Annotated in this window: 19 protein-coding genes and 1 tRNA gene; 11 read left to right on the forward strand and 9 right to left on the reverse strand. The window is 59.9% G+C overall.

The annotated features are described in order from the left end of the window. Positions 1–12: 12 nt before the first annotated feature. The gene (locus NG895_RS05445; protein WP_252851452.1) at positions 13–231 is read right to left on the reverse strand and encodes a hypothetical protein; all 219 of its coding nucleotides are present in this window, start codon (positions 229–231) and stop codon (positions 13–15) included. Positions 232–1,361: 1,130 nt separating this feature from the next. Between NG895_RS05445 and NG895_RS05450 the strand changes: the two genes are divergently transcribed. The 5 genes from NG895_RS05450 to NG895_RS05470 all read left to right on the forward strand — a co-directional run bounded on the left by NG895_RS05450 (position 1,362) and on the right by NG895_RS05470 (position 4,924). Then, positions 1,362–1,577 carry a helix-turn-helix domain-containing protein gene (locus NG895_RS05450; protein ID WP_252851453.1) on the forward strand — a complete coding sequence of 72 codons (216 nt, stop codon included), beginning with the start codon at positions 1,362–1,364 and terminating at the stop codon, positions 1,575–1,577. Positions 1,578–1,954: 377 nt separating this feature from the next. Then, the gene (locus tag NG895_RS05455; RefSeq protein WP_252851454.1) at positions 1,955–3,172 is read left to right on the forward strand and encodes a hypothetical protein; all 1,218 of its coding nucleotides are present in this window, start codon (positions 1,955–1,957) and stop codon (positions 3,170–3,172) included. Between the two features lie 13 nt (positions 3,173–3,185). Further along, the gene (locus tag NG895_RS05460; RefSeq protein ID WP_252851455.1) at positions 3,186–3,578 is read left to right on the forward strand and encodes a hypothetical protein; all 393 of its coding nucleotides are present in this window, start codon (positions 3,186–3,188) and stop codon (positions 3,576–3,578) included. A 2-nt stretch (positions 3,579–3,580) separates the two neighbouring features. Beyond that, positions 3,581–4,294 (forward strand): helix-turn-helix domain-containing protein, encoded by a 714-nt coding sequence (locus NG895_RS05465; RefSeq protein ID WP_252851456.1) that lies wholly within the window; start codon positions 3,581–3,583, stop codon positions 4,292–4,294. A 261-nt stretch (positions 4,295–4,555) separates the two neighbouring features. Continuing rightward, the gene (locus tag NG895_RS05470; protein WP_252851457.1) at positions 4,556–4,924 is read left to right on the forward strand and encodes a helix-turn-helix domain-containing protein; all 369 of its coding nucleotides are present in this window, start codon (positions 4,556–4,558) and stop codon (positions 4,922–4,924) included. Here NG895_RS05470 and NG895_RS05475 read toward each other — a convergent pair. The 4 genes from NG895_RS05475 to NG895_RS05490 form a co-directional block, all read right to left on the reverse strand. Then, complete coding sequence (locus NG895_RS05475; protein ID WP_252851458.1) at positions 4,863–5,906, reverse strand: tyrosine-type recombinase/integrase; 1,044 nt, start codon at positions 5,904–5,906, stop codon at positions 4,863–4,865. The genes NG895_RS05470 and NG895_RS05475 overlap by 62 nt on opposite strands. A 100-nt stretch (positions 5,907–6,006) precedes the next feature. Further along, positions 6,007–6,080, reverse strand: a tRNA-Val gene (locus NG895_RS05480). Positions 6,081–6,204: 124 nt separating this feature from the next. Further along, entirely contained in the window at positions 6,205–9,447 is a 3,243-nt protein-coding gene (locus tag NG895_RS05485) for an efflux RND transporter permease subunit (protein ID WP_252851459.1), read from the reverse strand. Positions 9,448–9,503: 56 nt separating this feature from the next. Continuing rightward, a complete protein-coding gene (locus tag NG895_RS05490) occupies positions 9,504–10,679 on the reverse strand; it encodes a BBP7 family outer membrane beta-barrel protein (RefSeq protein ID WP_252851460.1) in 1,176 nt (391 codons plus the stop codon). Between the two features lie 400 nt (positions 10,680–11,079). On the opposite strand from NG895_RS05490, the gene NG895_RS05495 reads away from it, so the two are divergent. The 4 genes from NG895_RS05495 to NG895_RS05510 all read left to right on the forward strand — a co-directional run bounded on the left by NG895_RS05495 (position 11,080) and on the right by NG895_RS05510 (position 14,845). Further along, positions 11,080–12,138 (forward strand): transaldolase family protein, encoded by a 1,059-nt coding sequence (locus NG895_RS05495; protein WP_252851461.1) that lies wholly within the window; start codon positions 11,080–11,082, stop codon positions 12,136–12,138. A 214-nt stretch (positions 12,139–12,352) separates the two neighbouring features. Then, the gene (locus tag NG895_RS05500) at positions 12,353–13,102 is read left to right on the forward strand and encodes a phosphoadenylyl-sulfate reductase (RefSeq protein ID WP_252851462.1); all 750 of its coding nucleotides are present in this window, start codon (positions 12,353–12,355) and stop codon (positions 13,100–13,102) included. 138 nt (positions 13,103–13,240) lie between these two features. After that, complete coding sequence (locus NG895_RS05505) at positions 13,241–13,666, forward strand: RrF2 family transcriptional regulator (protein WP_252851463.1); 426 nt, start codon at positions 13,241–13,243, stop codon at positions 13,664–13,666. Between the two features lie 84 nt (positions 13,667–13,750). Then, positions 13,751–14,845, forward strand: coding sequence for a linear amide C-N hydrolase (locus NG895_RS05510; RefSeq protein WP_252851464.1), 1,095 nt, complete (start codon positions 13,751–13,753; stop codon positions 14,843–14,845). Between the two features lie 12 nt (positions 14,846–14,857). Here NG895_RS05510 and NG895_RS05515 read toward each other — a convergent pair whose 3' ends face one another. Next, a complete protein-coding gene (locus NG895_RS05515; RefSeq protein ID WP_252851465.1) occupies positions 14,858–15,985 on the reverse strand; it encodes an N-acetyltransferase in 1,128 nt (375 codons plus the stop codon). 59 nt (positions 15,986–16,044) lie between these two features. Here NG895_RS05515 and NG895_RS05520 point away from each other — a divergent pair, with 59 nt between their 5' ends. Both NG895_RS05520 and NG895_RS05525 read left to right on the forward strand, forming a co-directional pair. Further along, complete coding sequence (locus NG895_RS05520) at positions 16,045–17,049, forward strand: NAD-dependent epimerase/dehydratase family protein (RefSeq protein WP_252851466.1); 1,005 nt, start codon at positions 16,045–16,047, stop codon at positions 17,047–17,049. Between the two features lie 26 nt (positions 17,050–17,075). After that, positions 17,076–18,488, forward strand: coding sequence for a sulfatase family protein (locus tag NG895_RS05525; RefSeq protein WP_252851467.1), 1,413 nt, complete (start codon positions 17,076–17,078; stop codon positions 18,486–18,488). 59 nt (positions 18,489–18,547) lie between these two features. Here NG895_RS05525 and NG895_RS05530 read toward each other — a convergent pair whose 3' ends face one another. The 3 genes from NG895_RS05530 to argJ all read right to left on the reverse strand — a co-directional run bounded on the left by NG895_RS05530 (position 18,548) and on the right by argJ (position 21,931). Beyond that, complete coding sequence (locus NG895_RS05530) at positions 18,548–19,474, reverse strand: DUF1571 domain-containing protein (protein WP_252851468.1); 927 nt, start codon at positions 19,472–19,474, stop codon at positions 18,548–18,550. A gap of 254 nt (positions 19,475–19,728) precedes the next feature. After that, positions 19,729–20,727 carry a potassium channel family protein gene (locus tag NG895_RS05535; RefSeq protein WP_252851469.1) on the reverse strand — a complete coding sequence of 333 codons (999 nt, stop codon included), beginning with the start codon at positions 20,725–20,727 and terminating at the stop codon, positions 19,729–19,731. A gap of 10 nt (positions 20,728–20,737) precedes the next feature. Continuing rightward, positions 20,738–21,931 (reverse strand): bifunctional glutamate N-acetyltransferase/amino-acid acetyltransferase ArgJ, encoded by a 1,194-nt coding sequence (argJ, locus tag NG895_RS05540; RefSeq protein ID WP_252851470.1) that lies wholly within the window; start codon positions 21,929–21,931, stop codon positions 20,738–20,740. Between the last annotated feature and the right edge of the window lie 41 nt (positions 21,932–21,972).

Consider the following 21,972-nt stretch of genomic DNA (forward strand, 5'->3'; position numbering starts at 1 on the left):
GTTGGTAAGGGCCTAGTAGTTAAAGAAGTCGCACGCGCCTTGCACTTCGGAAATCGAGGCGGGTCGCAAATCGGATTCGGGTACATGGCAGACAGTACCGTCTACGCGCTTGACGATTGCTGTACCGCACAGCACGTCGAGCTTGCGGCCTGCCATTGTGGATCCGTCAAGCAGTTGCCACGCAAACATTCCCTCCATGGGCACAGTGTCGAACTGGATGGAATCGGACATAGGGCGAGAACCTCCAAGGATGAGGGCAGCAAAGAAGAGGAAGCGAAGAGGTCGGCCGCATGCTGCTTGCGAGTTCTTGGCCATCCCTCTTTAACACTACACGGCGCGCGCCAGATTTCAAATCAATTCGCATGAAGTGCTCGGATTATTTCCCGCCGTTAATCGTTGCGATGCGCGCACAGAGGATCAGGTGAAAACACTATTGTCGATGCAGGGAAGGTGCAGGCAGTCGATGCAACCTTATGCCGGCGTGATCTTGCCGACAGAGCGCAAGCGGTGGTGTAATGCGCGAGAACAGGAGTCCCGTTATTTGAAAGCGACTACGCGTAATTGCCGTTTTTTGCCCCGACACCCCGTCGATCTTCCTTGACCTAACCTGATATAAGACGGGCACAGCGACTGCGGCTCCAAGCAATCCACGCCCGCCATCAAAAAAAAGGCGCTTTCGCTGGCTTCACGCTTGGGCGCTGATCGGGTAGTCGATTGAGCGCGCGGCGAATCTCAGAATCGGGTTGGCTATAGCCAGCCACTGGATACCGCCATCCTCTGGCGGGTATCGGTTTCATGGGCACCGGAAGCGTTGACGGCCTCGGCCGCTGTCCTTGGAAGTGCCCCATCAGGCAGGTCACACGCGGCGGAGCTTTGCAGGTGAAGGCGTCTTATTTTTGTTGATCCGCGGCAGGGAAACTCGACGGCCCCGGCAGGCGACACACAGCTCGATCGAGATAAGGCAAAAAAAAGAACTGTTCACACTATCAGGACAAGGTTCATCTTGACGCGTAGTTATCAAGTAGCATGACACACACGTAGATACGCGGTGCATGAACCAACACCACAAAGGTCCATGGATGCACGGAGAACACACGCTAGTGTGACCAGAATACATAAGATCGCTCATCGACCCGGCTTCTCATATCATAGACGTTTCTGCGCAAAAAGAACAGAAGGCTGGCAAGTTGCGCAGAGTTGCAGCCGTCAGTCGCCCCGGAAGTCATACGCCCTCGCCCTATTTTCCTATTTCTACGAGAGGTGCGGCAAAACGTACTTGCAATTCGTGGAAATATGTGATATTTTTAAATTAGCGGAGCGTATTGCTTGAAATTGGCACCAATCGTGCTTATAATAGGGGTATGAGAAGAGAAAAACCCCCTAGCAGCGATTCCGCCCCTGATTTCTACACCGTTTATGAACTTGCGCACCTTCTCAAGGTGACGCCGGCAACAGTGCGCAACTGGACTCGTGCCGGTCGCCTCGTATCAATCCGCCTTTCTCCAGCGTCGATTCGGTATGGCCGCCACGACGTTGTGGCCTTCTTGGCCGCTTCTTGCAACAGGGAGGCCGAGTAGTGTCACCAGCCATTAGCGTCCCGCTTCGCTCCCGCGTTGATCCATCCGCGCCCGTTACCATCCCACCCGATGATGTTTTGCGGGATGAGCTGGACTCAATTCAGTTGGACTACGACCGGCATGAGCGCGTCCCGGGCTGGATGCTCAATCAGGCCAAGCCATTCTGCGACAAGCATATCGAGCACCGGCTAATAAGGCACTCCCTTGGGAGGAAGCAAAATTTCTTCGCTAAGATGTTCCATGCGCTCCGCTTGGCTGCTGCCTACGGCGGGGTAGTTCGGTTCAACTACAAGGCGGACCGAGTACCAGGCGAGGTGGCCCGCGCTGTCCGCGATGCCGGGCTCTGCTACTTGGCAGTGAGGAAGGGGGGCGGGAGGATGAGCCGCCTCTTTCCGCTCGGCCCAATACACGAGGCGTTGGTTGGTGCTGATCCGCGGGAGTTCGACCGGCCCACCACAACCGGGCAGCGTTGCGTTGAAATCCATACCCGCAAGACGAAGCTTGAGCCGGCGCACCCGATACCGTTTGAGCCGGATAGGTTCAGCGAAGCGGAGTATGCGGAGCTTCTGCTTGCCGAGAAGATGCTAACGCTATCAAATGATGTGAACAGCCGGTTCTGTTTGATGGGCCGGAAGTGTTACCGCACCTATGACGACGGGGACGAGCCAACCTATCATTGGCTCGACGGAACCTATGAGGTCCGATCTTGGCTCGCCGCACGATTCACAGAGAACCTTGAGGGCGACGGCCCGCTGTTTCATCATGGGCGCATCTACACGCCCGGCTTCTCCAACCTCCAGGGCTTGTGCGGAGCTGAGCGGGCGACCCTCCTCATCAATGGCCGCCCAACCGTCGAGTTGGACTTCGGCAGCCTCCACGCTATGCTGGCCTACAATCTGCGTGGTTTGCCATGTCCGGAGGATCCCTACAAGCTCTGGGGAGCGTTCACTACAAAAGCCCAACGGGCCGTAGGGAAGCACTTGATCAGCTCTGGATGGAATGTGAAGGGCGGTTGGTACAGCGCTATTCAGTCGAGCGCCAAGGCCGCCCAACTCAACAAACACCGCCCGGAATCCTATGAAGTCCAAGGGTGGGATGGCGATTGCCTTCTCGGTGACGCGAAGGGTGGGGCCACTGAGAAGCGAAAGAAGGAATGGCACAAGGCGAGGGAACTGCGAAGGGCCCTGCATGGGATGGCCCCTCAACTCGACCTTGATGACCGCAAGGCCCTCCAGCACTTCCTCAAGGAAGAGGTTTGGCCGTTGGTCAAAAAGCAACATGGGGCCGTCCTCGACCTGTTTGGCACGGACGCCGGTATGCGGCTCTTCATGCCCATCGACGGCGCGATAGCACGCGACGTACTCCACCACTTTGCCAAGCAGGGCAAGCCGTGCTTCCCAATCCACGACAGCTTCCTTGTGTTCGCCGAGGACAAGCAGGAGCTTTGCGACGTGATGCACGCTGCCTACCGCAAGATTATCGGGGAGTACGTCCGCGAACATGTCAGTGAGCCAGAGCAAGTAGAGTTCGCCCCAGTTGTGAAGGATCGCAACGGGATGATCGTAGAGCCCAGTCGGAAACTCGCCGCTGCGTAAGGACACCCACCAAATGAAGTCCCGCCCCAACACCGCCGATACCATGCTGGAAGAACAAACCGATCCTCTAACCGTCGGCTATCGACGCGGTAGCATGGTTCTTGTCGCCATAGACGGCACACATGCCACCATCCGATGCGACTGTGGGCGGCAGTTCTCGTGGATTCGGCGGAGGTGGCTCAACAACCGCAAGCAATGCTGCCGGGCCTGCCAAAGGCGGCAGTGGTTGACGGGCGGCGATTCCGCAACCCCGCAGCCGCCGCACCATCTTCGCTACGTTGGTGCGTTCTATCGCAAGGGCTCGTTCATTGTCGAAGCGACGGGCTGCGATGGTGAGTACCACCGCACCAAGTTCGCCGCCCATTTATTCCGCCCCAAGGCGAACAACTGGCGGAAGGCAGGTTGACCATGCTGAGAATCGACGCGGACGGCCCCTGTTTGGTGGCGTTCATCAACAGCCCCAGCGCATCCGAGTCTCGCAAGCTGCGAGCCATCGGCGAGCCCGTCTTCGATGGTCGCGGCGGGCTTTCCATCCGGTTTGCTCCCGACCGCCTTGCCGACGTAGTCAATGTGCTGAAAGCGAGGCGGGCCTACGGAAACGATAGTCGCCCGAGTCCGACGGGCGAGAAGAGCGATACACCCCTTGAAGAACTTCCAAAAATGAACCCGAACAAGCCCCCATCCAAAGCCGACACCCGCGAGTTGATTAAGCAAGCATATTCCCACTGGCTCACCACGACGGGTAACGCCATCGCCGCGGCCACGCTGGCGCTCGCCGAAGCTCAGTCGTGCGTCCAGCTCCCGGCACAAGCAAACCCAGAACCGTTCGAGCCTAATACGAGTGACCATGAACTGCTGACGCTGCCGGAGGCCGCCGACTACCTGAGGTACTCACCCAGCGCTCTGCGGAGGATCGCCAAGCGCAAGGCGATTCAGTTCGCACAGATCGGCAGCGGGCCGATCAAGTTCCGTCGCGAATGGCTCGACGACTACGTGGCGGCCAATGCTTCCAGCCCCAAGGACGTGAATCGTTCGCCCGCGCGGAAGAAGACAACACGCCGTTCGGTCTCCTCAACTCAAGGGCTTGATCCCGCGTTCTTTAAATCAAACCACGAATCTTGACGCTGCACCGATGCCCATCAACTCGGCGGGAACACAAGCCGAGTAACTAACCACCAATATGAGCCCAATTGAGAAGTTGCCCACCATGAGTTGCATCGCTTCCATCTACCGCAATGCCGAAGTCGGGCAGCGGATCTATCGAGCAAGGCCACCCTGAGGACGCACTAGAGCCGCACACGCCATCACACATGACATTTCACAACTCGGCAGGGACGCTGAGCAACCACGTCGCAGAGAGTAGAACAGTGAGAAACACGACCCATGTCATCCGCACCACTAATTCCTTCGCCTACCGACCGCGACGCCAACGCGCGCCAGATAGTTGAAAAGACTTATGCCCGTTGGCTAGGTAAGACCGACGATACCACCGCAGCCGCGATCCTAACGCAAACTGAGATGCAGTTGCAGCACTCAAACCCGGCGGGCGCGAATATCGAAACCACACCCGGAAATGGTCCGCTCAGCGTCAAGCAGGCGGCTGACGAACTTGGTGTATCGAAGGAAACCGTCTACAAGCTGTGCTCAGAGAACGCCCTGCGCCATACCCGCGTGGGCCGGCGCATCACGATTACCCGGCAGCAGCTTGAGGACTATCGGGACCGCCCAAAGTTCCGTCATGTGGCTGCTTGAGCACGCCAAGAAGATAGTCATCATCTTGCGCCAAGTGCTGATAGACCCTCGCGACCATGTTCGGATTCGCGTGGCCCATCAAGACGCCAACCGTCGTCGTATCCACACCACGCTTTAGCGATTCGGTCGCAAAGCCGTGCCGCAAGGCGTAGGCGCACAGCCAGTCCATTCCGGTCTTCTTCTTGAGCCGCTTGAATGCGCAGTTGATTGAGCTCTTTGTCCAGGGGTTGCCCTTACTGCTGCGGAAGATCGGGCCGGTTGGATTCTCGCCAGCCAAACGAGCGGCTATCTCTGCCGCGGTTTCGTTCATGTAGATCACCCGCCGTTTTTTCTTGCCCTTGCTCTTCATGGTTGGCAGGACAACCTTCGGGCCGTCGATCCATCGAGCCTCGATAGTCCGGGCTTCTAGCGGTCTGCAGCCTGTTTCCCAGAGGAATATCAGCAAGTCGCGAAACGGGCCGCGTGCATGCTCTAAGCATTCCTTGTACTGCGCTGGTGTAACCGCTATTTCTCTTGAGCTGGGCGACGGCTTGGTGTAGCCCACAAGCGGCGATTCCCGTATCATCCGTTCCTTCACGGCCCAGTTCATCGCTCGCGTCACGCACCGTGCGGCGGCGTGCTGAGCGGAGTCTGATAGTTCACCATAGCTGCGATCCACCCAATCGCCGACCGTTCTCGGCGTCAGGTCCTCGACTTTGAGTCGTGGGCCGACAAATGCCACCAGGTTGCGCAGGTAGTTGGCGTACCAGTCATAGGTGGATTTCGACCGCTGACGCTGGCAGAAGTCGAGGAAGTCGTCGCAGACCCGCGCTACTGTCAGATGAGCCGGCGCTTCGCCCTTGGAATGTAGGGCGTGGTAGGCCCGCTCGATTTCGTCCCAAGGCGTGTCGGCTGTGCCGAGCTTGTGGACTTTGCGGCCTACTGTGGTGTACCAGCAGTTGTCTTCGGCCCGTTGCCACGGGCCCTTACGTTTTCTAGGCACAATCGTTTCCCCTTGCCCAAGTATAGGTCAGGCTTGGGAGGGAAGCGGTTTACTGCGCCATTTACTGCGCCAGAGTGGCTTGAATCGACGTAAGTCTAAGTGGGCACGACAGAACTCGAATCTGTGACCTCTTGCATGTCAAGCAAGCGCTCTAACCAACTGAGCTACGCGCCCCTGAGGGGGTCGGGAGCCACCAGGGTGGGTGGCTGCCGAGCCCTTTAATATAGCATGCCATGAGAAGGATGCCAGTGGGCCCACAGAGGTGGGCGACGGGGCGATGGACCCTCATTTTGCCGTGCTAGCGGGGCGATTGGTCGCGGCGAAAGCGGCGGAGGCGCTCGTGGAGTTCGGCGTTGGCGGGGGAGAGGTCACTGTGAGGCTGGCCGATGGGCTCCCCGCTGTGTTGGCGCGGAGACAATGGTTGCTGCGCGTCGGTGCTGTCTTCTGCGGCCTGCTGCTTGGGTGCGCCGTTGTGATGCGATGCCCCATTTTGAGCGGGCGAGTTGGTTGGGTGAGGAGCGACGTTCGCCAGAGTGGGGGTTTCGTTCGGCTTGATGCTTTCGCTGGGCCCCGCTTCGACGGTGGGGGTCGTCGCTTGAGCAGTTTCCTGCTGTTCGACGGGCTGTTCCGCTGGCGGCGGTTCGGGCGGGGCGGCGGCTACCGGATTGGTGGCGGTGGTTGTTGCCGGCGGTGTCGAAGTCGTAGCGGCAACTTGAGACGCGGCATGTTCCGCCTGGTCTGCTGGCGTGTCGACATTAGTCATCAGCTCGGACAGGTCGTCGGACGCGCGACGCGTGGCACGGAACAAGGCGCCAATTGGGCCCACCAGCAGGGCGGGTAGAAGTATGAGATCGCCCACTAACGCCGCGGCCAGGATGGTAACCATCAGGTAGCCGAACTGCTTAGTGGGGGTAAAGGTGCTGACGGAAAAGACAGCCAGGCCGAGCCCCGCCACCAGCGTGGTTTGCACCATGGCCTTGGCGCAGCGCTCGTAGGCTTCGATGGCCGCATCGTATCGCGACATCCCCACACTCAAGCCGCGGCGGAACCAACTGACAAAGTGAATGGTATCGTCCACGGCAACCCCCAACGCAACGCTGGCAGTCATCATAATGCCGATGTCGACGGGGATACTGAGCCAACCGAGCCCGCCAAACACTACGACCAGTGGGAACAGATTGGGGATCATGGCAGCCAACCCGCCGCCGATGCTTCGCAGCAGCACCATCAGCACCACCGCAATGAGCAGCGTCGCCATGACCAGGCTTTCTTGCAGGCTTACCAGCAGTTGCCGTTGCGTCTTGTAGACCAGTGGCATTACGCCGGTGTAGATGGCCACCAGTCCATCTTCGCCCTCAATGTTATCCGTAGACACATTGATGGCCGGAAGCTGTAAATCGGCCAGCTTTTTGGCAATGGCCGGATCGCGCGTGACGATGGCGTCGAGCTGAGTGATTTGCTCGCGCGCCTTGTCGCTCATGTCGTTTAGCGACTCGGCAGCCACTTCGTGCAGTTTGCCTCGCCTGCCATTGGCAACGGTTTCGACACCCGCTTCGCGAAGCAGTTCGGCAAACAACACGTCTTCGGCGGAAAAGTCCTCGGGTACCACCAGCAAGATCCGCGCGCCGACCAACTGCTTGTCCTGTTGGTTGAGCTGTTCCACCAGGTGGCTGCGGGCACGGTAGGCATCGAGCACCGGTTCGACAGTGTCGCGAAGTTCGCGGACAAACTCGCCGTAGTCGATATCGGACAGGGCGGCGACTCGGGCCGACGCTCGCCACAACTCGCGGTGAGTTCCATCGTCTGTTGGGCTGTCGGGGTCTTTCTCCCAGGTGAGAAACTCATGCAGCGTTTCGCGGTTTTCATCGATCGCTTCGCTGACAACGTAATCGTGCGTGCGGCGGTTGGAGGGCGAACGCGTTTCCATCTCGCCTGGTGAAAACGTCGAGGCATTGAGCGTGCGACTCACCGCGGGCAGGGCCTCGATGTGCTGACCGATCCGGCGGATCAGCCGCAGGCGTTCGACCGTGGCCATTGCGTAGTGTTCGCCATCGGCCTCGGGGTGATCGTTGACGCCCCGCCTCATTGCTTCGGGCACGGCGATGACGACTTCCATGGGGACGAGATTCCCCAGGTGTTGTTCGAGCCAAGCGTAGTCCTGCACCAAGTCGGACTGGGGATCCAGCAGCTTGATGAGTTTGACTGACGAGGTAATGCGGGGCAGTCCGAACGCAAACAGGACCATGAGCAGCGTCGAACCGACAGCCACCCAGCCGTGGTGATGGCAAATGCCCTCGACGGCCCTTCGGGCCCAGCCGGGAAGCGAAGAGCCCGACTCGCCACCGCCAGGGGCCAAGTTGGGCGGAGCGTAGCGGTGCAACGCCACGGGTAGGATGGAAAACAGCAGCCCCAGTGCGAGCAGCACGCCGATGGCCGAGAACACGCCGAATTTCTCAATCGGCAAGATGTCGCTGCTGGCCAGCGAAGCCAACCCAATGGCAGTGGTGAATGCCGCTACGCCGCACGGCATTAGTGCCATCCGGACGGCGCGCTCGACGGCGCCGCGGCGCCCGCCCGCATCGACGGCATCGCGATAGTAGTTCACCAGGTGGATGGCACCCGACAGGCCCAGCACGTAGACCACGGCGGGCATCGACATCAAGATGGCGTCGAGCTTGCCCAGCCTGGCCGAATCGGCGCCCATGGCCAGGACTTCGACTGCACCGAAGTAGTAGACAGTGGCCAAACTCGCGCCGGCAGACACGACGGCTACGAACAGCACCATGCCTGTGAGCCGGAGGCTGCGGAAGCAAGCGTAAGCCAATACGATGCCGACCAGCCCGGAGAGCCCCGCCAATTTGCTGAGAGTTCGCTCGCCCTCGATATCGATCGAAACGTTGTCGACCGGCGGGCCGCCCATGTGCAGTTCTTCGGCTTTAATGCCGTAGTCCTGCGTGGCGATTTCGATCACACGCTCGATGCCCATTCGCATCGTGCGGTTGTTACTGGTTGCTTGCCGACTGAGGTACGCCATCAGGCAAGTCGTGCGTGTGGAGTCGTCTCCCTCGACTGTCGGCGGTCCGAGGAACGCGCCGGTGAGTCGCTCGATGGCCTGGTCGCGATCGAGGCTAGCCGGCGGATTCGCCAGCTTATCGATCATATCAGGGCCGGTCATTACCCGTGCGAAGATTCGCCGGTCGGCGTGAGGTGCCACGCCGGCCTCTTCGGCCATCTCGGGTGTCAGGGGCTCGTTGGCGAGCCGCTGAGCCAGCTGGTTGAGTTTCTCGGTATTGCCGAGCGTGCATCCGTCCCAACTGAGCACCATGAACGCTTCGTTGCCGAACTGCTGGCGGAACCAGACGAGGTCCAGCGATTCGGTGTAGCTGGCCGGCAGCCAGTCCTCAACGTTGTTGGTGTTGGTCTCGAGTGCTTTGCGGGCACCCCTAGGAATCACCGCCACGAATAACACCGCCACCAAAGCAATCGCCAGGTAGTTGGGAATGCCAAGCGGCTGGCGGTCGAGGAAGGTGGGACGTTCCATTCCGGTGGAGGGGGCTCAGGAAGGCGGGCGGTAGGTGAATGATTTGTAGCACCAGCCTACCAGTAACATTCCAAGCCGAAAATGCCACCATTGTAAAATGGGTCGCCAGTATAGGGAAAACGGCCCTCATCCGGCGAAAAATTCAGCTGATCGGGGGCAATGGCCACCGCCGAAACGTACATCATCTGCCAGCCCGCCTTCAGCGAGATGTTGGGACGCAGGTGATAGCGGCCGACCAGCTGCATTTCGCCGATAAAGCTGAGCGTGGTGTCCCGATTGTTGACACTGTAGCTGCTGTCCTCGTCGTTGGTGATGGTAAATCTGGACTTGGCCTTGACATCATTGATGTAGGGACCACCTTTGCCCATCAGTTCGACATTCCAGCGATCGCGTTCATACAACAGGCTGCAGCCAAGCTGCACTCCGAACATGTCGTTGTTGGTCACGACGTGGTAGTTGCCATCTTCATTGGCGAAGGTCGAGATGTTCGTGGCACTCCAGTCCAGGGTGTCGACCAAGTCGAAGTAACGAAGTCCAAACAGGAACTGCTTGGTAAGGCCCTCGTTGGTGGTACGCACCCATTCGCCACCCGGTGTGAGCATCATGCGGTCGCGACGCAAGCGCTCTTTCACACGATAGTTCACTTCGAAGCTGTTGAAGCGACTGTCGTAGTCGACCACCATCGATTCGGCGCCGTCGAATGCTGGATTGAAGTCCGAGATTCCCGTCGGCACGAACAGCGTTTGACCGTCTGTAGAGCTGGTCAGGGTGTCGTCCTGCGTCGACTCGCCACCACCGAAAGCGGTGAATTCGATCGTATGATCGCGATTTTCGACGTCGCGGAACAGGAAGCGGCCCAGCGTCAGACGTACGTTACCCGCGGCGCCCGGATCGGACCGCTTGAGCAACAGCTTACGCGTGGAGCCGCTGTCTTGCCCAAGTGTCATGTCGTCGCGTTTCCACATGCGATTCAGCACCACCGCTTCGATTTCGGTGTACCACCAACCGCGACGCAACCACGTGCCACTGCTGGCGGTGAGTGCCGGTTGGCAGCCCCACATGTCGCAGTTGGACTGATGCAGCGCATGGTAGTCGCCGTACTCGCCCATGGGTACCGATTCGGGACCGCTAGACAGGTCCTCTGGCACACCCAGTGGCGTGGAGTCCTCCATGCCTGGTGGGACTACCTCCATCGGTCCAGCCGACTCGGCAGGAGGTGTTATCGGGGGCATCGTTAAATCCTGCGCGTAAATTGCACCGGAAGCCGCCACAGCGGCCAATGCCCAACAAATTCGAATTGATGCGAAGTTCTGCCTGGTCACGGATTGATTCTCCTGTCGTCCCGTGCCCTAATTCAAATAGGCAAGCGATCGCCATCGACGGGTTTGACGACTCCGTTACGAGCCAACCGAATCGATGCTTGGGGCGATCGTTACCCCCCTGGGGACGCGCGGTGTGTCCACCTGTGGTGGTTCATCGTCCGATTGCCGCCCGCAATAAAGGAATTACTGTTAGAATCCGTCGAATCGGCACCAACCGTACAATGCGCAGCGATTACCTCGATTGCGCAGACTGCCGTCTCCGCCCCGGTCTTCCACCGAACAACCAGCAACACTTCATAGGAGCTAACGCATGTCTTCCCCACTCGAATCTCTGATTCATTGCGGCACGAAACTGTGGCTCGATTCCGTTGATCCTGATCTGGTGCAGAAAAATCGCGCGCTCGGTGCGACCGGCGCGACATCCAATCCCATCATCATCGCCGATCTGGTGAAGACGGGCCGGTTTGACGAACAGCTTGGCTCGCTCATGGCCAGCGGTGATGCGACCGACGCCGATATTGCCTGGTCGCTGACCGACCAGATCGTCTCGGACGCTGAGCGGGTGTTCGCGCCCGTCTGGCAAACCACCAGCGGCAACGACGGCTACGTGAGCTTCGAGCTCGATCCTTTGCTGGAAGATCCCGATCGCGATCTGCCACACGTCGACCGGGTGGAGCAGTATGTCGAACTGGGCAAGCGGTGGAGCAGCGAGCATCGCAACCGCATGATCAAGGTGCCAGCAACGCCAGCTGGTCTCGAGGCGCTGCAGCCTTTGGCGGCAGCTGGCGTGCCGCTGAACGTTACGCTCATCTTCACCCAGCGGCAGTACCAGCAAGCGCGTGATGCCATTTGGCAGGGAGCGCAGCGTCGTCGGTCGCTGCAGTCGTTCAAGAGCGTGTACAGCATCTTCATTTCTCGGGTGGACGTTTACACGGAGAAACACGTGCCATCGCTCAGCGAGGCCGCACAGGGGCAGGTGGGCATCGTCAACGCCAAACGCCTGTGGGCCGACAACCAGCAGTTCTGGGGTGGCAAGGAAGCGCCGCTGCATCAGGAGATCGTATTTGCCAGCACTGGCAGCAAGAAGCCGGAAGACCCCGCATGGAAGTACGTCGCGGCGCTGGCCGGCAGTGACATCCAGACCAATCCTCCGGCTACCAACGACGCGGTGCAGGAGAGTGGGCTCGAATTCACGCGGACCGTGGACCAGCTGCCCCCGCAGGCGGTGCTCGATGAGATCGACAAGCTGGTCGACATGCAAGAGCTGGAGAAAACGCTGATGTCCGAAGGCATCGCCAAGTTCGCCACCCCACAGAAGGCGCTGCTTGAGTTGATTGCGGACAAGCGCCGGCAGCTTGCCAGCACCTGATTCCAAACACTGCAGGGCCGCGAAGCGGTCCGTGTTTTGGTGCGAAAATCGTTACAAGTTGCAGGATTGGCCGGCTGGCGACCGATACGTGGTGATGGATACTTGACTTTGTTTAGCAACTTACATAACATTCTGCCGAGGTCGCCGTTCCGGCGCCTGTTTTTTGCTCCGAGGTCCCGTTATGGCCACCAGCACCAGCGAGTTACCTGTTGTTATGCCCACCGCATCCCCTTCTGCCGTTGAGCCCACCCCCGAGCTGTTGGCCGAATTGGCCGAGGCGAGCGCGAAGCTGGAGACCGCTACGCCGGAGGAGATTGTGGCCTGGGCGGCGGAGCGATTCGGCAACGGCCTGACCATGGCCACGGCCTTCGGCCCCGAGGGCTGCCTGATTCTGTCGATCCTTGCTCAGGTAGCGCCGCAGACCTACGTATTCAATCTCGACACGGGGTATCAGTTTCAGGCCACACTCGACCTGCGTGATCGGATCGCCGAGAAGTACGGCCTGGAAGTCGACATGCTGCAGCCGGAGCTCACGGTACCCGAGTACGAGGCCGCGCACGGCGGGCCGCTGTACCAGACCAATCCCAATCAGTGTTGCTTCGATCGCAAGATCAAACTGTTGCACCGCGGCCTCGCCGGACGATCCGCTTGGATGAGCGGCATTCGTCGCGACCAGAGTGCCGATCGTGCGCAGTCGGCCATCGTGGGGTGGGACAAGAAATTCAATCTGGTAAAGATCAGCCCCCTCGCGAATGCCACCAAGAAAGACGTCTGGGCTCGGATCGTCAAAGAAGGCGTGCCTTACAATCCGATGCACGACCAAGGCTATCCCAGCATCGGCTGCTGGCCCTGCACGCGCGCGGTGACGGATGGCGAAGCCGATGAACGGGCCGGACGATGGAGCGGCACCGCCAAGACCGAGTGTGGTTTGCATTCGGTCGAGCAGCAGGGCAGTGGTATCTAAGCAAGCCGGAATGGTGGTAATCCTCTCCAGAAATCAATGCTCATTGGCCAAACTGGTAAGTAAGGTAGTAGGTGAGTCCCGTTCACCCCCGGACTTCCAACTACGGACCGACTCACTTTCTAACCCACGCACCTCGTAGTGAAACTCTCCGCGAAAACCGAATATGGCTGCCTGGCGATGTTGCACCTGGCGGAACAGCATCCGCAGGGCGAGCCCGTGCAAATACGCCGGGTGGCTGCCGAGCACGGCATTCCATCACGGTTTCTGGTGCAGATCTTGTTGGAGCTGAAGCGTGCCGGGCTGGTGCACAGTACACGCGGCGCGGCGGGCGGTTATCAGCTGGCCCGTGCTCCGGAGGAAATTAGCCTGGGCGAAGTGATCGCCGTCCTCGAAGGCAGCGATTCGCCGCCCACCGAAGAGGCGAAACGCGATGGGCTCCGCGGCGCCCTCTATTCTGCGTGCCGGGAGGCACAAGCCGCCCAGCAGGAGCGACTCGAGGGAATATCTCTGGCCGACCTGCTGGAATATGCCGGAGGAGGTTGCGAGCCGATGTGGTACATCTAGCAACGAATCTCTGTTGATTTTGGGGCGTAAATCACCAATAGTGATGGCACGAAATTCAAATTCCAGGGGCCGGGAGCACCACCTATGCATCGAACGCTTGCTGTTTCGTCTGCTCTGTTACTGGCTAGTGTGGCCTGCTCGCCAGTGGCCCAAGGCTGTTCGGCCGTCCTGCTGCAATTGGCCAACCGGCCGGTCATGGCGCGGAACTACGACTGGCATATTGGCAACGCGCTGCTAATGATCAATCAGCCTGGAATTGCCAAGCGGGCCTTGGCTTTCGACAATCCGGCCGAGTGGACCAGCAAGTACGGCAGCGTCACCGTCAATCAGTATGGTCGTGAACTGCCAGTGGACGGAATCAACCAACAGGGGCTGGCGATTGCCGTGCTGTGGTTGGATGAGACCGAGTATCCGGCCGTCGACGAACGACCGTCGGTGAGCGCCGCTCAGTGGGTGCAGTATCAACTCGATACGGCTTCGTCCGTCGCGGAGGTGGTCGAAAGCGACAACAAGATTCGCATCAATTCGTTCGGCGGTGTGAAAGTGCACTACTTTGTGAGCGACGCGACGGGTGATTGTGCCGTGATTGAGTTCATTAAAGGTCGCCTGGTCGTACATCGAGGTGACGGCCTGCAGTATCCTCAGATCACCAACGACACCTGCGCTGAGTGCCTGCGGCAGATTGGGACTTATCAGGGATTCGGTGGAAGCGAGGCAATTCCCCGCGATAACCATTCCATGAGCCGCTATGCACGACTGGCTCGAGCGGCCCAACAGGCCGAGGCCGATCGCGGCGAGGCACATGAACTGGCGTTCGATACGATTCGCACCGTCAGTCACAGGTCGACGCGCTGGCAGATCGTCTACGACCTGCAGTCCAAGAAGATGTACCTTCGCACACAACAGCAACCGACAGATCGTGTCATCGATCTAGGGCAGTGCCAATTCGACCCAGCCCGTCCCGCCAGAGTACTGGACATCGAGACCCCGCTGCGTGGGAACGTGGTGAGTAAGTTTCGCGACTACACGCGCGAAGCAAATAAACGCCTCATCGAGCAGTCGGTGGCCGCCACCAGCTTTACGCGCGATATGCCCACAGCAATTGTGCAGATGGTGATCGACTACCCCGACCACGCCTGCACACCGATCGCCGCCGAAGTGTCCGAGGCGGCGCGATAACGTTCCGCCGCGTTACGGCAGGTTACGCTCGAACAGCCGGTAAGTCTTATAGCGAATGGCGCCAGCTTTTTCCAGCGTCTTACGCGACAGGTCATTCGACTCCAGCACCCAGGAAAACTCGGCTTCTGTGACGCCGTGTTTCAGTACCGGTTCGATCAGCCCTCGCGCAAGCGAGATGCCGACCCCCCAGCTTTGGTACTCGGGAATTACGTTGGCACTGATCACCCGCATGCGAGTAATCTCATTGCGCCGCCTGAGCAGTTTCAGAAAGCCAAAGGGCAAGAGCCGTCCGTTGATCTCTCGGATTCGCTCGTTGTAGTCTAGCAGACCGAAGATCACGCCGATCGGCTTTCCTCGGACTTCGGCAACCAGTGTCATGTCGGGCACGATCATGTGCCGCAGTTGGCTGGCCGTCGAGGCGACTTCTGCCTCCGACAGGGGAACGAATCCCCAGGTGGCCGACAGGGCCTCGTTGTAGATGTTCAGGAACATCTCGACTTCTTGGCGGAATTTCTTGCGATCCATCTGCCGCAAAGTGATGCCGAACCGTTCGCGGATGCCTTCGTCAATCACCCGATGCTTGTCATCCATCTGTGACAGCATGCCGACGTGTCCCCAGAAGGCGAACAGGTCGTGCGCCTTCTCGAAGCCGGCGGCCCTGATCAGTTGTTCGTAGTACGGCTGATTGTAAGTCATCATGAACATGGGGGGCTTATCGAAGCCGTCGACCAATAGACCCCATTCGTAGTTGATCGATGGATTGCATGGGCCGCGAACGGAAGTCATGTCGCGATCGGCCAGCCACTTGGCGGCCGCCTCGAACAGCGGCGCCGACACTTCGAGGTCGTCTTCCGACTCGAAGAAGCCAAAGAAGCCCAGCTTGTCCTTGTGCCACTGGTTGTGGGCGTGATTCACGATGGCTGCGATCCGCCCACAGGTTTCTCCACCACGCTGAGCGAGGAACGTCTGCACCTCGGCGGCCTGGTAGAACGGGTGCCGGCGATAGCCGAGCAGCCCCCGTTGCTCGTGAATGAGCGGCGGGATCCAGTTTTCGTCGTCTCGGTACAAACGCCATGGCAGATCGACGAATTCACGCTGCTCACGGCGGGTGGAAACGGGTATGATGCGTACTTCGGACATGGGGCGAAGTGTAGACGCCCTACGCAATTCGCGAAACATCAGCTCCTGCCCTGGTTGCCATGCCTCGCTGTCTCATCACCGGCGCAACGGGATTTATCGGGCCCCGGCTGGTGCAAGTGCTGCAAGCAGCGGGGGGAGAAATCCGCTGCCTGACGCGTCCCACCGCCGATGTTTCGCGTCTAAAGGCCCTGGGGGTCGAACTAGCCACTGGTGATGTTACCGACCCCGAGTCGCTGCCTTCGGCAGTCCGCGACGTGGATTTTGTGTTCCATTTGGCCGGACGGACGTTTGCCCCCAATTACGATGAGTTCACGAAAGTGAACGAAACGGGCTGCGCAAATGTGTCCGCTGCGTGCGCGGCCGAGTCGAATCCTCCAGTTCTAGTAGTAGTTAGTTCGCTAGCAGCGGCCGGGCCTTCGCCTGCGGGACGTGCCCTCAACGAAAAGGATGCACCCGAGCCGATTTCCAACTACGGTCGTAGTAAGCTAGCTGGCGAGTTGGCCGCCCGCGAATGGGCGGCTGAGGTGCCGACCACCATCGTTCGCCCGCCGGTGGTGTTTGGTCCGGGCGACCGTGCCGGGTTGGTGCTAGTACGTAGCCTGCAAAAAACAGGAGTCCACGTGGTGCATCGGCCAGGATTGCCGCTGTCGTTGGTGCATGCCGACGACCTGGCTGCGGCCTTGCTGTTGGCCGCGCGGTATGGTGAGCGACTCGACCCCACCGATCCCAGGTCGAGCGGTGTGTACTACGCGGCCGATCCGGTGCCGTCGTCGTACACCGAAATGGGACACATGATCGGCGAGGCCTTGGGACGCCAGATTCGCATACTCCGGGTTCGCAAGTGGGCTCTGGCCTTGGCCGCCACTTTTGGTGAACTCGGCGGGCGAATCCGCGGTAAGCAGTCGCCACTGAACTGGGACAAAATGTGCGAGGGCACCGCCAGCGGTTGGGTCGCGTCGCCAGCCAAACTGGTTAGCCAAACGAACTTCGTTCCCGCCGCGCCACTGCCTGAACGATACCTGCAGACCATCGAGTGGTATCGCCAGGAAGGGTGGATCAAATAGAGACACGCATCATAGGAGTTGAGTCGATGAAGTTGGGATGTCTTCGTGCGTTTGCGTTGCTGTTGCTTCTCGCTGCTCCTGCCACGGCGGCCGAGCGGATGAACTTGTTGTTCATCACCGTGGACGACATGAACTGCGATTCGGTGGGGGCTTTTGGATGCGAGCTGGAAGGCATCACACCAAACATCGATCGGCTGGCCAGCGAGGGCATGGCGTTCGATCGCGGCTTTGTGAACATCGCCATCTGCCAACCAACGCGGGCGGTGTGGATGACGGGGCGATACCCGCACCGCAACGGTGCGCTGGGATTCGACCCGATTAACGCGGACGTGCCGACCCTGCCTGAAGCCCTCCAGGAGGCCGGGTACTACAACGCGCTGATTGGCAAGACAAATCACGTAGTGCCGACCCGGGCGGACTCGTTCGATTTGAAAGTCAACCAGCGCGACTTGGGGCATGGCCGCAGCGAGTCGCACTACGTCGAGGCGGTTCAGCGTGCCATGGCCGAGGCGAAAGAGGCCAGCAAGCCGTGGTTCATCATGGCGAACTTGCACGACCCACATCGGCCGTTTGCCGGCAGCAAGCAGGAAAAGTACCGCCCACGGCCGGCCGTCACCCGCACGATCACTCCGCAGCAGGCGGAGGTTCCCGCCTTTCTTCCCGACTTGCCGCCGGTGCGGCGCGAGATGGCCGAGTACTTCACCTCGGTGCATCGGGCGGACGACATCGTGGGCGCGATTCTCGACGAGCTGAAGCAGGCGGGGCTGGCCGATCGAACGGTCGTGCTATTTATGAGCGACCACGGGATGCCGCTGCCATTCGCGAAAACCAACTGCTACTACCACTCGAATCATACGCCCTGGATTGTACGCTGGCCGGGCGTCACCACGCCGGGAAGCCGCGATGCGGAGCATTTCGTCAGTGGGGTCGATGTGGCGCCCACGTTGCTCGCAGCGGCCGGCTTGGAGAATCTGCCCGATACCGACGGAAGCTCCATCGTGCCGCTGCTCGAGGGACGGCAGCAGCCCGAGCGAAACGGAGTGTTTACCATGATCAACACCACCAGTGGCAAAAACGCGTACACCATGCGGGGAGTGCAGGACGGGCAATATCTCTACATCTGGAATGGGTGGGCCGATGGCCACACTCGTTTCCGCAACGAGTCGCAAAGCGGCCGCTCGATGCGTGCCATGGTGGCGGCCGCCAAGAACAATCCGGACATTGCCGCCCGAGTGCAGCACTTTCTCTATCGCACCACCGAGGAGATGTACGACCTCGAAAACGACCCCGATTGCCTGGTGAACTTGATTGCGGAGCCCAACGATCAGTACACACCACGCGCCACCGCCATGTCGAAACGGCTGTGGCATTGGATGCGAGACACGAACGACCCCGCCCGCGAGCAGTTCGAGCAGCAAGTGGAGTTGGCGCTGGACTGAATTAGAGTGGAATCGCACCGGAGGCTGCTGCCTTCACGGCACGGGGACGAATCGCCCTTCTACTCGTCGTCCGACTCTTCCGGATCGCGACTGAACGCGTAGTCGGGATTTTCGCGGTCAAAGTCCTTGTCCAGCAGTCCGACGTTCAAGTCGACATCGGTGTAGATGTACTCTTCCAACAGCAGTGGTTTGCCGCCCGCCTCACGGGGCCAGTAGAACGAGGCGTAGCCAACGGGAATCTTGTCCTTGTCGTCGACAAACACCATCGCCTTGTGGAAGGTGAAGTGATCGCGCTCGACGGGATGAACCACTTCGATACGGGTGCAGGTTCGTTCGTCGACCTTGGCTCCCTTGTAGAACGTCACTTCGCACTCGTCGTACTGCATGTCGTTCTCAATCACTTCGATCAGTCGCTGGACCAGGCGTTTGAAGCCGACATCGGTAATTGGATAGCGATTCTCCCGCATCGCCAGGCGACTGTCGGGTTTGATGTACGTGGTCATGTAGGCCATGCGCTGACCGCCCCGGCGTACCAGCACACGGCCACCGTGGCTGCCATCGATGAACAGTGCCGCTCGGCCTTCCACCGAGGCCGGTTTGTCGAACTGCAAGTAAACGCTGAACGGTGTTTGGGCGTCGCCCTCGGCTTGTTGCTCGTGGCGAACCTTGGCGTTGATGAATTCGTACTTGCCCAATTTCCCGGCGATGCGTTCGCGACGCACGATCTTGCAGGTGTAGTCGTCGATGTTCTTCTCGATCGACTCCAGCGAGTCTTCCGCCAGCACCAGGGCAGGGTAGAGCGGGTGGTCGGTGCGCCGAGCCGATTGCTTGGGAAACGGCGCCGTAAACGACGCCAGTTTTTCGGCCGGCTCGTTCTTCTTGCCTTTGCTGGCCTGCTGCTCTTCGGCTTGTACGGCCGCGTTGCTGCATGTGGTCGCTACAACCAGTGCAAATGATACCAGCCAAGCGTTCCTACGACGTGCCATCCGGTGCCTCCTCCGAAAAGATGTTCCGACCGCGTCCAGGTGGGTCGGCATGCGAAAAGGTATGCTCCAGTCTACCTCTGCGTCGGTTTGCGAGTCGCCATTGGACTTCCACGAGGGGCAAATCCTGCGCCATCGCAAACGTTGTAATCGCGCAGACATACACACTTTGCCACCACGGCAAGCAATCGCGGCACACCTTTACGGTACTACGCAATTCGAGGCAATATGGATCGCCACGTCCACCTTTGCAAGCACTAGAGTCCGTGAGCCTGCCGAAAAACCCGCAAATCGCCCTGTTTTCCCAACGCAATCAGGGCGTCGCCGGCCGTAAATTTTGTGTCGGCGTGGGGGGCGAAAAGCATTTCCCCTCCTGAGCGGCGGATGCCGAGCAGTAGAATTTGGTGATTTGCTTGCAGGGCCACTCCCCGAATCGACTGGCCGACCAGCGGGCATTCTGGTGGCAGAACGAGCTCCTCCAGGTCCGCCCGCAGCGTCTTGTCGCTCACCATCAGGTCCATCAACTCCGTAGCGTGCGGCTGCGTGACCATGGCCGCCATCCGCCGGGCGCCGATCACCGCGGGCAGCACCACGTCGTCGGCGCCGGCCTGGCGAAGCTTCTTCTCGGTGGCCGGTAGCTCGCCGCGGGAGATGATCCGCAGCTTAGGGTTCAGGTTCCGCGCCGTGAGTGTAAGGAACACGTTATCGGCGTCCGAGCGGAGGGCCGCCACGAACACCTTGGCCCGCTTGATGCCCGCGGCGAGTAGCGATTCTTCGTCCAACGCATCGCCCGTGACGATCAGCGTGCCCTCGGCACGCGCGGCCAGCGCTTTGTCGGAGTCCTCGTCGATCACCACGAAGGGTTCCTCGCGGCTGGCGAACTCCTCGGCCAGCGTTTGTCCCATGCGGCCCAGCCCGCAGATTATGGTGTGACCTGACAGGTGTTCGATTTCTTGAGTCATGCGACGAATTCCTAAGGCCCGGTAGATTTGCCCTTCGATCATTGACTGCAGTAGCATAGTGATCGTGTAACCGACCACGAACATGCCGATGAGGATGACGAAGATCGAGTAGAGTTGCAGCTCCGGTGGCGTGTCACTCACCTCCGAGTAGCCGACGCCCGAGACGGTGATCACAAAGTAGTGAACGCTGGAGAGCCAACTGCCGCCGGTGAGGATGTGATGTCCCGTAACCGCGATTATGAAAACCGCGGCCAGGGCGAATAGGGCCTGGCGTATCCGCGCCAATGCAGTCATCAATGTGCGATCAGGTTGTGTAGTCGGCGTTCAGGCGGACGTACTCCGCCGTAAGGTCGGTGGTCCAAAACCGCGCAGCGGCCGCTCCTTCGTCCAGGATCAAGAGCAAACTCGTCTCGCGCTCTTCGGCCATGCTCTTCGACACGGCCGCTTCATCAAAGTCGACTGGTGCACCTCGTTCGTACACCAACAGGCCGTTGATGTGCAGACTCACGTGGTGCGGGTTGAACGGCACGCCCGCGTAGCCCGCCGCCGAGACGACTCGGCCCCAGTTGGGATCAGCGCCGTGGATGGCTGTCTTGACCAGCGGGCTATCGGCGATCGTCTTGCCGATCTTCACCGCTTCAGCTCGTGTGCGGCAGCCATGGACTTCGACCGTTACCAGGTGGGTGGCCCCTTCGCCGTCGGCCGGAATGGACTGGGCGAGGTCTTCGCACACTTCGTACAGTGTGGCTCGGAAGGCATCCAAGTTGCGACCCTCGAGCACCGGCCCGCCTGCCGCGCCGTTGGCCAGCAGCAGCACTGTGTCGTTGGTGCTGGTGTGCCCATCGACGCTAATGCAGTTGAACGTTTCGCTCACGGCGTCCTGCAGTGCTTGATGCGCGTCGCGCGGCGAGAGGTTGGCATCCGTCATTACCACCGACAGCATGGTCGCCATGTTGGGCCCAATCATCGCCGCCCCTTTGGCGATGCCTGTCACCGTGAGCTTCACGCCATCGAGCTCGAACTGCCGGCCCCGTTTCTTGGTGACCGTATCGGTGGTCATCATGCCACGGGCGGTTCGCTCGAGCGCATCGTCGTCGCTGGACAGCGACTGCGAGACTTGCTTGATGCCGCTTTCGATCTTCTCCATCGGCAGGTGAACACCAATCACACCGGTCGACAGCACCAGCGTTTGGCCCTCGTCCAGGCCACATGCTTGGGCCACCATCGTGGCCATCTTCTGGCAATCCTCATCCCCGCGATCGCCAGTGCAGGCGTTGGCCACGCCCGAATTAATCACCACCGCGCGAATCTTCTCGCTGGGCGTGAGCGATCGGTCGTACGTGACTGGCGCTGCGCAGACCAGGTTCTGCGTGTAGACGCCTACCCCCACTGTCGGCCGATCAGACAGGATGAGCGCCACGTCCTCCTTGCCCGCGGTTTGCTTGATGCCCGCGTGAACCGCGTTGCCGGAGAATCCGATGGGAAAATGGGGTGTCATGGTGCTTTGTTCGCCTGCCGAAATCGATTTGGTAGTTTGTA

Origin of the sequence: Aeoliella straminimaris (assembly GCF_024054565.1) — a bacterium.
In the GTDB taxonomy this organism is placed as follows: domain Bacteria; phylum Planctomycetota; class Planctomycetia; order Pirellulales; family Lacipirellulaceae; genus Aeoliella; species Aeoliella straminimaris.

What these genes read in the sequence shown, in the direction of transcription:
- NG895_RS05465 (WP_252851456.1), top strand. Translation starts at nt 3,581, where the DNA reads ATGCTGAGAATCGACGCGGACGGCCCCTGTTTGGTGGCGTTCATCAAC.
- NG895_RS05510 (WP_252851464.1), top strand. Translation starts at nt 13,751, where the DNA reads ATGCATCGAACGCTTGCTGTTTCGTCTGCTCTGTTACTGGCTAGTGTG.
- NG895_RS05535 (WP_252851469.1), bottom strand. Translation starts at nt 20,727, where the DNA reads ATGACTGCATTGGCGCGGATACGCCAGGCCCTATTCGCCCTGGCCGCG.
- NG895_RS05530 (WP_252851468.1), bottom strand. Translation starts at nt 19,474, where the DNA reads ATGGCACGTCGTAGGAACGCTTGGCTGGTATCATTTGCACTGGTTGTA.
- NG895_RS05520 (WP_252851466.1), top strand. Translation starts at nt 16,045, where the DNA reads ATGCCTCGCTGTCTCATCACCGGCGCAACGGGATTTATCGGGCCCCGG.
- NG895_RS05515 (WP_252851465.1), bottom strand. Translation starts at nt 15,985, where the DNA reads ATGTCCGAAGTACGCATCATACCCGTTTCCACCCGCCGTGAGCAGCGT.
- NG895_RS05485 (WP_252851459.1), bottom strand. Translation starts at nt 9,447, where the DNA reads ATGGAACGTCCCACCTTCCTCGACCGCCAGCCGCTTGGCATTCCCAAC.
- argJ (WP_252851470.1), bottom strand. Translation starts at nt 21,931, where the DNA reads ATGACACCCCATTTTCCCATCGGATTCTCCGGCAACGCGGTTCACGCG.
- NG895_RS05490 (WP_252851460.1), bottom strand. Translation starts at nt 10,679, where the DNA reads ATGCCCCCGATAACACCTCCTGCCGAGTCGGCTGGACCGATGGAGGTA.
- NG895_RS05495 (WP_252851461.1), top strand. Translation starts at nt 11,080, where the DNA reads ATGTCTTCCCCACTCGAATCTCTGATTCATTGCGGCACGAAACTGTGG.
- NG895_RS05525 (WP_252851467.1), top strand. Translation starts at nt 17,076, where the DNA reads ATGAAGTTGGGATGTCTTCGTGCGTTTGCGTTGCTGTTGCTTCTCGCT.
- NG895_RS05470 (WP_252851457.1), top strand. Translation starts at nt 4,556, where the DNA reads ATGTCATCCGCACCACTAATTCCTTCGCCTACCGACCGCGACGCCAAC.
- NG895_RS05445 (WP_252851452.1), bottom strand. Translation starts at nt 231, where the DNA reads ATGTCCGATTCCATCCAGTTCGACACTGTGCCCATGGAGGGAATGTTT.
- NG895_RS05460 (WP_252851455.1), top strand. Translation starts at nt 3,186, where the DNA reads ATGAAGTCCCGCCCCAACACCGCCGATACCATGCTGGAAGAACAAACC.
- NG895_RS05455 (WP_252851454.1), top strand. Translation starts at nt 1,955, where the DNA reads ATGAGCCGCCTCTTTCCGCTCGGCCCAATACACGAGGCGTTGGTTGGT.
- NG895_RS05450 (WP_252851453.1), top strand. Translation starts at nt 1,362, where the DNA reads ATGAGAAGAGAAAAACCCCCTAGCAGCGATTCCGCCCCTGATTTCTAC.
- NG895_RS05500 (WP_252851462.1), top strand. Translation starts at nt 12,353, where the DNA reads ATGCCCACCGCATCCCCTTCTGCCGTTGAGCCCACCCCCGAGCTGTTG.